Annotated in this window: 7 protein-coding genes and 1 pseudogene; all 8 read right to left on the bottom strand. The window is 68.8% G+C overall.

Going from position 1 to position 9,943, the window contains the following annotated elements; genetic code table 11:
* Nucleotides 1–215, bottom strand: a pseudogene (locus tag DIE04_RS29310) (circularly permuted type 2 ATP-grasp protein); the annotation flags it as partial.
* Between the two features lie 68 nt (nucleotides 216–283).
* Nucleotides 284–1,774: an L-asparagine permease gene (ansP, locus tag DIE04_RS29305; protein WP_124530291.1), complete on the bottom strand. Its 1,491-nt coding sequence runs from the start codon at nucleotides 1,772–1,774 to the stop codon at nucleotides 284–286.
* Nucleotides 1,775–2,530: 756 nt separating this feature from the next.
* Nucleotides 2,531–3,661 carry a diguanylate cyclase gene (locus DIE04_RS29295; RefSeq protein WP_124524422.1) on the bottom strand — a complete coding sequence of 377 codons (1,131 nt, stop codon included), beginning with the start codon at nucleotides 3,659–3,661 and terminating at the stop codon, nucleotides 2,531–2,533.
* Nucleotides 3,662–3,706: 45 nt separating this feature from the next.
* Nucleotides 3,707–4,714 (bottom strand): chemotaxis response regulator protein-glutamate methylesterase, encoded by a 1,008-nt coding sequence (locus DIE04_RS29290; RefSeq protein WP_124524423.1) that lies wholly within the window; start codon nucleotides 4,712–4,714, stop codon nucleotides 3,707–3,709.
* The gene (locus tag DIE04_RS29285) at nucleotides 4,711–7,089 is read right to left on the bottom strand and encodes a hybrid sensor histidine kinase/response regulator (RefSeq protein WP_124524424.1); all 2,379 of its coding nucleotides are present in this window, start codon (nucleotides 7,087–7,089) and stop codon (nucleotides 4,711–4,713) included. Before DIE04_RS29285 ends, DIE04_RS29290 begins: the two co-directional genes overlap by 4 nt.
* Nucleotides 7,086–7,823, bottom strand: a complete 738-nt coding sequence (locus DIE04_RS29280) for a chemotaxis protein CheW (protein ID WP_124489842.1) — start codon at nucleotides 7,821–7,823, stop codon at nucleotides 7,086–7,088. The genes DIE04_RS29285 and DIE04_RS29280 overlap by 4 nt, the downstream gene beginning before the upstream one ends.
* Entirely contained in the window at nucleotides 7,820–9,292 is a 1,473-nt protein-coding gene (locus DIE04_RS29275; RefSeq protein WP_124524425.1) for a protein-glutamate O-methyltransferase CheR, read from the bottom strand. Before DIE04_RS29275 ends, DIE04_RS29280 begins: the two co-directional genes overlap by 4 nt.
* Before the next feature lie 8 nt (nucleotides 9,293–9,300).
* Nucleotides 9,301–9,777 carry a chemotaxis protein CheW gene (locus DIE04_RS29270; RefSeq protein ID WP_124489841.1) on the bottom strand — a complete coding sequence of 159 codons (477 nt, stop codon included), beginning with the start codon at nucleotides 9,775–9,777 and terminating at the stop codon, nucleotides 9,301–9,303.
* Nucleotides 9,778–9,943 lie beyond the last annotated feature (166 nt).

Raw genomic sequence — 9,943 nt, 5'->3', positions numbered from 1 at the left:
ATGATCCGCGGCACGATGTCGAACGGAATCAGGCGCTCGGCGGCCTGCGCGTCGCCGTACACGGCGAACGTGATGCCGGTCCTGCGGAACACGCCTTCCGCGTCGTGGGCTTTCTGGGCGAGGCTTGCAGGGTTCTGCGTGTCGAGCCATGCCTTGACTCGCGAATAGGGCGGGCGAACCTGATCGCCTGCAAGCATTTCGTCAAACGGTGCCATTGAATTTTCTCTTTTTCTGCGAGACGGCCTGCATCGGGCCGCAGGCCGTCCCCCGATTGCGCGTCGGCTCAGTTGTCGCCCTTCTCGAGCACTTGCCGTGTCAGCGTGACCGACGGAATCGTCGGCTTGAGCAACCCACGGCGCGCGCGACTGCTCAACCACTTCCAGCCGGCCACGAGCAGCAGCGCGACCAGCGGGATCGACGCGATCGTCCACGTCCCGTTCGGGTAGTCGAACGCCATCAGCACCAGCACGCCGAGCAGGAACAGCAGCGTGAGCCACGACGTCACGGGCGCGCCCGGCATCCTGAACGGCACGTCCTCCACTTCGCCGCGCCTGACCGCCGCGCGGAACTTCATCTGGCACACGACGATGAAGCCCCACGTGCTGATGATGCCGAGCGACGCGATGTTCAGCACGATCTCGAACACGCTCGACGGCACGAGATAGTTGAGCAGCACGCCGACCACGTAGATCGCGACCGTCACCAGAATGCCCGCGTACGGCACGGATTGCGCGCTCATTCGGCCGAGGAACGCCGGGGCCGAGCCGCCCATCGACAGCGAACGCAGCACGCGCCCGGTCGAATACAGGCCCGAGTTGAGGCTCGACAGCGCCGCCGTCAGCACCACCAGGTTCATCACCGAGCCGATGCCCGGCACGCCGAGCGCGCCGAAGAACGTGACGAACGGACTCTGGCCCGCCTTGTATGCGCTCCACGGCAGCAGGCAGACCAGCAGCACCACCGACGCGACGTAGAAGATCGCGATGCGCCAGATCACGTTGTTGATCGCGCGCGGCAGCACCTTGCGCGCGTCCTTGCATTCGCCGGCGGCGGTGCCCACCAGTTCGACGCCCGCGAACGCGAACACCACGCCCTGCACCAGCACCAGCGCCGGCATCAGTCCGTGCGGAAAGAAGCCGCCGTTGTCGGTGATCAGATGCATGCCGGTGTCACGGCCGGCGACCTGCACGCCCGTGCCGAGGATCACCGAGCCGATGATGAGAAACAGCACGATCGCGGCGACCTTGATCAGCGCGAACCAGAACTCCATCTCGGCGAACCACTTCACGCCGATCAGGTTCATCGTCGCGACGATGCAGAGCGCGACGAGCGCGAAGATCCACTGCGGCACGGCCGCGAACGGCGCCCAGTAATGCATGTAGAGCGCGACGGCGGTGATGTCGACGATGCCGGTCATCGCCCAGTTCAGGAAGTACATCCAGCCCGCGACGAACGACGCCTTCTCGCCGAGGAATTCGCGCGCGTACGACACGAAGCTGCCGCTGCTGGGGCGATGCATCACGAGTTCGCCGAGCGCGCGCAGGATCAGGAACGAGAACGCGCCGCACACCAGATAGACGATCGCGAGCGACGGTCCGGCGGCCTGCAGACGGCCGCCCGCGCCGAGGAACAGACCGGTGCCGATCGCCCCGCCGATCGCGATCATCTGCACCTGTCGATTGCCGAGGGTCTTGTGGTAGCCGGCTTCGTGCGATTCAAGCCAGCTGCGTTTGTCGGTTTCGCCGGTTGTCGACGGTTCGGGAATCGATGCCATGACGGTATCCTCGTGCACGGATGTAATTGGATTCATCCCGATCGCGAGACGATCGGGACCACCGGTACCGGAGGATCAGGGTGCGGATTCAAGCGCACCCATCCTGATTGCGATTCGCCGATCTTGGCGAAAAGCGCGGTATGTCGCGAACTTATTCAGCCGTAATTCCCATCACAAACAGAATGCGAATTTGGACTAGGCCTGTTCGAATTCCTGCATATGGGCCTCGGCCGTAGCGCCGCAAAGTGCGTCAGCGGGCTCGTCGCGTGCGATGCCGCATATCGCGCATGTGCGACTGTCGTTTCGGTTTTTCTGTTTCCACTTCCGACCGGGATTCATGCTGGTTCAGGGTCACTTCGGCTCGCCGCGGCTGCCGTGCCTAATCGAGATCGGCTGCGCGGCACCGCGCGCGATGACGTCCGGCCGGCATTGCCTCAAGCATCAGTGGGCAAAGAGATCGCGACCGACTATCGTGTGATGGACGCGCGCGCTGTGCGGATTTCGCGATGCGCGACGCACTCTGGCATTTCTCTCTTGCGTCGGTCCGATCCGGCAGCACTTCGCGTTGCCGAGACATCAGATGAACGCGGTATGTCGTCGCGCCATACTCAAAGAACGCCTCGCCACATGGCATGGTTGGACTGTCTCTTCCGCAGCCAACGAAGTAATCTGATAAGGATAACTACTCTTGATGAAGGCACGTAGCCTGCGCTTGTCAACTTGACATAGCCGTAGCAAGACGCTGCCGCGTACGCATCAGGCCGGTTTCCCGCCGCCGTCGCTCGGCGTTGCCGGCCCCGCATCGATCGCGACGCGATTCTTGCCGTCGTGCTTCGCGCGGTACAGCGCGCGGTCGGCGGCTTCGATCAGCGACGTCATCGGCGTGCCGGCCGCCGGCACGACGCTCGCGCCGCCGATGCTGATCGTCACGTAGCGGCCGGTCGACGAATGCACGTGCTCGAGCCGCAGCGCTTCGATCGCAAGGCGAATCTTCTCGGCGAGCAGGCGCACGCCGCCCGGCGACGTGCCCGGCAGCACCACCGCGAATTCCTCGCCGCCGAAGCGTGCGGCGAGATCGCCCGGGCGGCCGAGGCAGCTTTCGACGGTCGAGGCGACCCGCTTGAGCACGTCGTCGCCCGACACGTGGCCGTACGTGTCGTTGTAAAGCTTGAAGTTGTCGACGTCGATCATCAGCAGCGACAGCTCGCTGCGCTCGCGCGCGCCGCGCCGCCATTCGGCGTTCAGGTATTCGTCGAGATAGCGCCGGTTCGACAGCCCGGTGAGCCCGTCGGAATGCGTGAGGCGGCGCAGTTCGAGGTTCGCTTCGAGCAATTGCTGCTGCGATTGCCGCAGTGCGCGGTAGGCTTCGTCGCGCTGCAGCAGGTTGACGTACGAGCGCGAGTGGTAGCGGATCCGTGCGACGAGCTCGATGCGGTCCGGCAGCTTCACGAGGTAGTCGTTCGCGCCGGCCGCAAACGCGGCGCTCTTGATTACCGGTTCCTCTTTGGTCGACAGCACGATGATCGGCACGTCGCGGATCACCGGATTCGTGCGGTACGCCTTCACGAGGCTCAATCCGTCGGTGCCAGGCATCACGAGGTCCTGCAGGATCACGGTCGGCCGCGTTTCGACTGCGGCGGCGAGCGCGTCGTCCGAGCGCGGGCAGTAGTGGAAGTCGATGCGGTCCTCGTCGGCAAGCGCGCGCCGCACGGCCTGGGCGACGATCGTCTGGTCGTCGACCAGCAGCACCATCACCGGCACGTCGGTCGCCGGCGGCACCTGCAGGGTCGCGCGCGCGGCTTCGAGCGCCGCGCCCGCGCCGTCCGCGCCGTCCGCGGCGGACGTGCCGTTATCGTGGCCCGGGCGTCGCGTGGAGTCCCTAGTCATGTCGACACCCGTTGTTGCCATTGCTGTCACGCAAGTCCATTTCATTCAGTTCCCGACGAGCGCCGCCAGTTCGCCCGCAATGCGCTCGAGCGGCAGGATTGCGCGCGCGGCGCCGAGCGTCGCGGCGGCTTTCGGCATTCCGTAGACGGCGCTCGTCGCCTGGTCCTGCGCGATCGTATGGTAGCCCTTCATCCGCATCGCCTTCAGCCCGATCGCGCCGTCGCGCCCCATCCCGGTGAGCAGCACGCCGATCACCTCGCCGGGCCAGTGCTCGGTCACGCTGCTGAAGAACACGTCGACCGACGGCCGGTACGGCGTCTCGGCCGGCTCGCGCGTGTATTCGAGCGTGCCGGCGCGCGTGATCCGCAGGTGGTCGTTGGTCGCGGCGAGCAGCACGAACGACGGCTGCGGCCGGTCGCCTTCGCGCGCGATGCGCACGTTGAGCGGCGTCTGGCCGTCGAGCCATTGCGCCATGCCGTCCGCGAACGCCTGGTCGACATGCTGCACGATCACGATCGGCGCGCCGAAATCGGTGGGCAGCGCGCCGAGGATCGACGCAAGCGCGGTCGGGCCGCCGGCCGACGCGCCGATCGCGACGAGCTGCCCGCCGTCGCCGCGCGCCGTCGTGCCGGCGGGGCGGGCGGCGCCCGCCGGATTGTCGAGCAGCCGGCCGATCTGGTCGATCTTCGCGAGCAACAGCTGCGCGGTGTCGCCGTTCGCGCCTGCGCCGAGCCGCGGCGTATCGACTGCGTCGAGCGCGCCCGCGCCCATCGCCTCGTACACGCGCCACGCATTCGCGCCGATGCTGCTCGTCACGATCAGGATCGCGCACGGCTTGCCCGACGACATGATCCGTCGCGTCGCCTCGACACCGTCGAACTTCGGCATGATCAGGTCCATCAGCACGACGTTGGGCGGTTGCGCGGCGCAGAACTCGACGGCCTGCGCGCCGTCGGTCGCGACCCACAGCACGCGGTGCTCGGGCCGCCGCGCGACCGCGCGGCGCAGCGCCTCGACGGCGAGCGGAAGGTCGTTGACGATGCCGATGTTCACGGACGGGCTTCTCCTATCAGGTCGCGTACGGCGTCGAGCAGGGTTTCGTCGTGGAAGCTGCTCTTCGCCAGGTAGTAGTCGGCGCCCGCGTCGAGTCCGCGGCGGCGGTCCTCCTCGCGGTCCTTGTACGACACGATCATCACCGGCAGCGATTTCAGCGCGGCATCGCGCTTGATCAGCGTGACGAGTTCGATGCCGTCCATGCGCGGCATGTCGATGTCGGTCACGACGAGATCGAAATCGGCGCCGCGCAGCGCGTTCCAGCCGTCCATCCCGTCGACCGCGACGGTGACGGCATAGCCGCGCTTTTCGAGCAACTTGCGCTCCAGTTCGCGTACCGTCAGCGAATCATCGACCACCAGCACGTGCCGGCGCCGTGCGACGGCCGTGTGCTGCGCGCGCTGCACCTTGTCGAGCTGGCCGCCGCGCACGAGCTTGTCGACCGAACGCAGCAAGTCCTCGACGTCGATGATCAGCACCGGTTCGCCATTCTCCATCAGCGCGGCCGCCGCGATGTCCTTGACCTTGCCGAGCCGGCGATCGAGCGGCTGGATCACCAGCATGCATTCGCCGCGGAACCGGTCGACGGCGATCCCGTACGACTCCCATTCGTCGCCGATCACGACGGTCGCGACGCTGTCGCCCGCCTGTTCCGGCAGCGGTGCGCCGAGCAGCTGGTGCGCGGTGACGAGCCCGACCGGGCGGCCGTCGAAGCGGAAATGCTGCTGGCCTTCGAGCGTGTCGATGTCGGCGCGCGCGAGTTCGAGCGTGCGGCGCACGTGGGCAAGCGGGATCGCGTACGCTTCGCCGCCGACCTCGACGAGCAGGCTGCGCACGATCGACAGCGTGAGCGGCAGTTGCAGCACGAAGCGCGCGCCGCGGCCCGGCTCGGTGAAGATCCGCACGGTGCCGCGCACGGCCTTGACCATGTCGTGCACCGCGTCGAGGCCGACGCCGCGGCCCGACACATCGGTGACGCGGTCGCGCATCGAGAAGCCGGGGAGCAGCAGGAAGTCGAGCAGCTCGAGGTCGGACAGCCGCGCGGCCGTGTCCGCGTCGGCGAGCCGGCGCCGCACGACGCCTGCGCGCAGCGCGTCGAGATCGATGCCGGCGCCGTCGTCGCTGACGGAGATCAGCAACTGGCCCGCGCTGTGGCGCGCTTCGAGCGTCACGCTCGCTTCGGCCGGCTTGCCGCGTGCGATGCGCTCGTCGGGCGTCTCGACGCCGTGGTCGAGCGCGTTGCGCAGCAGGTGGCCGAGCGGCGCGTCGAGCATGTCGAGGATGTCGCGGTCGACCTGCGTCGTTTCGCCGACGATCGCGAATCGCACGCGCTTGCCGAGCGAACGTGCGAGATCGCGGACGATGCGCGGATACGCGTGCGTTGCGTCGCCGAACGGTCGCATCCGGCAGCGCAACGCTTCGTCGTAAAGCTGCTGCGCGAGATGCGTGCTGCGGCGGTCGAAGCGGTCGAGCTCGTCCAGGCGCGCGCCGAGCTGCAGCTGCAGGTTGCCGAGCCCCTGGCGCACATCGTTCAGCGACGCGAGCGCGGCCGGGTCGAGCCGCTCCGCGAGCGTTTCGACGAGCACGTCCAGCGAGCGCGCGACGTCGCGCTGCATCCGCTTGATGCGCAGGATCGAGCCCGTGAACGGCTTCAGCCAGTGCGATTCGACGAGCGATTCGCTGGACAGGCTCAACAGCTGATCGAGTTGCTCGGCGCGTACGCGCAGCATCCGCTGCGGATCGTGCCGGGGGGGCGGTTGGGTGTGCAAAGGCGGGGCGTCGGGCGCGACGGCATGCAAGCCCGGCGACGGATCGGCCGGCGGGTGGCGCGGCGGGCCGTCGCCGGTGCACGGCGATATCGAGACAAGGGCGGCATCGTCGGGCGCGGAGCCGATGTGCGGCGCTGCGGCGCCTGGTTCCGGCGCGGGCGGTACGGGCAGTGTAAGCGGTGTGAGCGACACCGCGCGTTCGGCGCGCTCGTCCGACGCATCGGTCGGACCCAGTGCGGCCAGCGCGTCGAGGTCCGCGCGCGAGATCGCCGCCGCCGGATCGGCGTTGCCGACGCGCAGCAGCAGGTCCACGCCATGCAGCAGTGCGTCGATGTGCGCGGTCGTCAGCGTCAGCTCGCCACGCTGCGCGGCAACGAAGCATTCCTCCATCGCGTGCGCGACGTCGACGCCGTCCTGCAGGTCGACGATGCGCGCGGCGCCCTTCAGCGAATGCGCGGCGCGCATGCACGCTTCCAGCGCGGGCGCGTCGCCGGGCGAATGTTCGAGCGTTAGCAGTCCACTCGCGAGCGCCTGCGTCTGCGTGTGTGCTTCGTCGCGGAATAGGTCGAGCAGCGACAGGCGCATCAGGTCGTCGTCCGTGCTCATCGCAGGCTCCTCGCAAGCGAGTCGAACACGCGATCGGTGTCCAGCACGCCGATCGTTGTATCGCGCCACGCGAGCAGGCCGCGCGTGTGCATCGCGGCCGCGTGGGTGAGCGTCGTCGGCACCGGCAGCAGCGCATGCGCCGCGAAGCGCAGCACGCCCTCGACCTCGTCGACGGGCAGCGCAACCGCGTCGCCGCGATGCTCGACGACCAGCATCCGCGCATACGCGTTGCGCGACTCGTGCGGTCCGGTCGCGTTGCGTTCGAGATTCAGCAGTACACCGAGGGATGCTGCGATCGTCAGCGTGCCGCGCACGTTGACGAGCCCGAGCACGGCGCCGTCGCGCCGGTGCGGCAGCGAATGGATCGGGCGCGGCCCATCGACCTGCCGCAGCGCGGCGGCGGGCAGGCCGAGCCATTCGTCGCCGACGCGGAACGCGAGCGCGGACTGCTGCGCTTGCGCATCGTCGGCAGATGCGGCGGATGCAGTGAGTCGTGCGTCTGCAGGGGCTGGCTGCGAGGTGCTGCGTGCGGCGCGCGCCGTTTCGGCGAGGTCCGCGTCGGTGAGCGGCCGGTCGAGCAGCTTCCCGGCCGCGTGTTCGAACACCGGGCAGTTCAGGCAGCGGGTGTGCACGGCAAGCCGCGGACACGAGCCGTCACCTCGCGTGCCGATGAGATTCCAGCAATCGTCGACGGCCCTGGCCGGAGCGCGATCGTCACGAGCGGCGTGGGTCATGGGTTCCGCCCGGTTCGCTGGTCCGGTCCGCCGTCGGCACGGCTGACGTGCCGCGCGCTTGCCCGCTGCGCACGCAGCATCAGTTGCCGGGCACCTGCCGCGTCACCTGCCGCGTCGCGCAGCGCGGCGAGATGGGTCAGGGCCTCATAGTGAGCCGGGTCGAGATACAGCGTCTTGCGATAAAAATCCTGCGCGTCCGCATCGAGGCCGCGCGCATCGGCGATCAGGCCAAGCAGGTAGAACGCGTCTGCGTCGGGGCCGTGCGCGAGCGTGAATGCGTGCGCGGCACGCTCGGCGTCGTCGAGGCGGCCCGTGTCGGCGAGCCGGCGGGCGTCGGCGAGCATGGGCGCCGGGGCGGCGGGTGCGCTCGGCGCGGCATCCGCGGCATCGGGCGCCGCCTGCGCGATGCGTGTCGCCGGCGGCCGCTGTGGCACGGCCGGCGGGCGGTGCAGGGTTGCCGTTGCGAAATGGTTTGCCATGGAGGGTGCCGCCACCGGGTGCCGGGGCGGCAACGTCTGCGGCGCCACCGGCTTCGCAGATGCCACAGACACAGTGGGCGGCCGCTCGCCATCGTTCGCGCCCGTGGCCGGAGCATCAGCCTGCGCCGCGCGATGGAACGCGAACGCGAGCGGAATGCGCGCGGGCGCCAGCGCATGCCGCATCATCAGCCCCGTCTCGGCCGGGCCGACGAAGATCGTGCCGCCGTCCGCGAGTTGCCGCTCGAGCAGCCGGATCGACTGGTCCTGAGCGTGTCGGTCGAAATAGATCAGCACGTTGCGGCAGAAGATGAAGTCGTAGCGCGTGTCCGCGTCGAGCGGCAGGTCGAACAGGTTCGCCTGCACGAAGCGTACCGGTTCGCGCACCCGCAGGTCGAGCTGCCAGCCGCCGATCGTTTCGCTGAAGTGGCGGTCGCGGAATTCGAGCGGGTGGCCACGAAATGCGTTGCGTCCGTAGACGCCGGCCCGCGCCCGCTCGATCGCGCGTGCGCTGATGTCGATCGCGTCGATCGCGAAGCGTGACGGGCCGATGCCGGCGTCAAGCAGTGCCATCGAGATTGAATACGGCTCCTCGCCGGTCGAGCACGGCACGCTCAGCACGCGCAGCGTGCGCGCCGGCTCGCGCACGAGCCGCACGTCGGCGATCCGCGCAAGCGCGACGAATGCCTCGCGGTCGCGGAAGAACCACGTTTCCGGCACGACCAGCGTTTCGATCAGCGCCTGCCGTTCGTCCGCGGACGCATTCAGCCGCTGCCAGTACGCATCGATCGCGGCGCCACCGGCGGCCTCGGCGACGTCGTCCGGCATGCCGCCGGCGGGCCGCGGTGTGTCGGGCGCGTCCGGTGCATCGGCCTGCGTGACGCGTGCGCGTTCGGCAACCGCGCGCGCGAGCGCACGATTGCCGAGCGTCGCCGCATCCATCCCGGTTTCACGCGCGAGCCACGCTTCGAATCGAGGGTCGTTGGCGTTCATCATGGCCATCATCCGGCAAGCGCCTGCGCGGGCGGAAACAGCAATGCGCGCGCGTCGTCATCGAGCATCTGCTCTACGTCGATCCGCTGCACGAATCCCGTCGCGTCGGCGGCGACCGGCCCGAGCCAACGCGCGTGCGGCGTCGCGATCCCGCTGTCGGCGAATTGCGCGGGCGCGAACTCGCGCACCTGCGTCGCGTGCTCGACGATCAGCCCGAGCCATCGATCGGCGCCGTCCGCCTCGTGTTGCTGCGCATAGCGCACGACGACGAGCCGCGTCGATCGCAGCGCGTGCGCCGCGCGCCCGAGCGCGAGCCGCGGCACGTCAATCACCGGCACCAGCTTGCCCCGGTGATCGATCACGCCGGTGAGCCATGGCGGCGTACCCAGCATCGACTTCACGGGCGCGAGCGCCAGCACCTCGACGATCCGCGTCGCATCGAGCGCATAGCGTTCGCCGTCGAGTTCAAAAAGTAGGAAGAGCATCGTGTCGTCCGCACGAAGGCCGCGTGCGTCAGCCGTCGATCTTGAAGCGCGACACGCCGGTGCGCAGGTGGTTCGCGACGAGCGTCAGATCGTCGATCGCCTGCGACGACTGGCGCAGCGATTCGGCCGTCTGCTGCGCGGCTTCCGACAGCTGCGACAGCGCCTG

The organism is Burkholderia sp. Bp8994 (genome assembly GCF_003853805.1).
In the GTDB taxonomy this organism is placed as follows: Bacteria; Pseudomonadota; Gammaproteobacteria; order Burkholderiales; family Burkholderiaceae; genus Burkholderia.
Note: the sequence above shows the minus strand (reverse complement) of the source record. Positions and strands in the feature narration are given on the sequence as shown.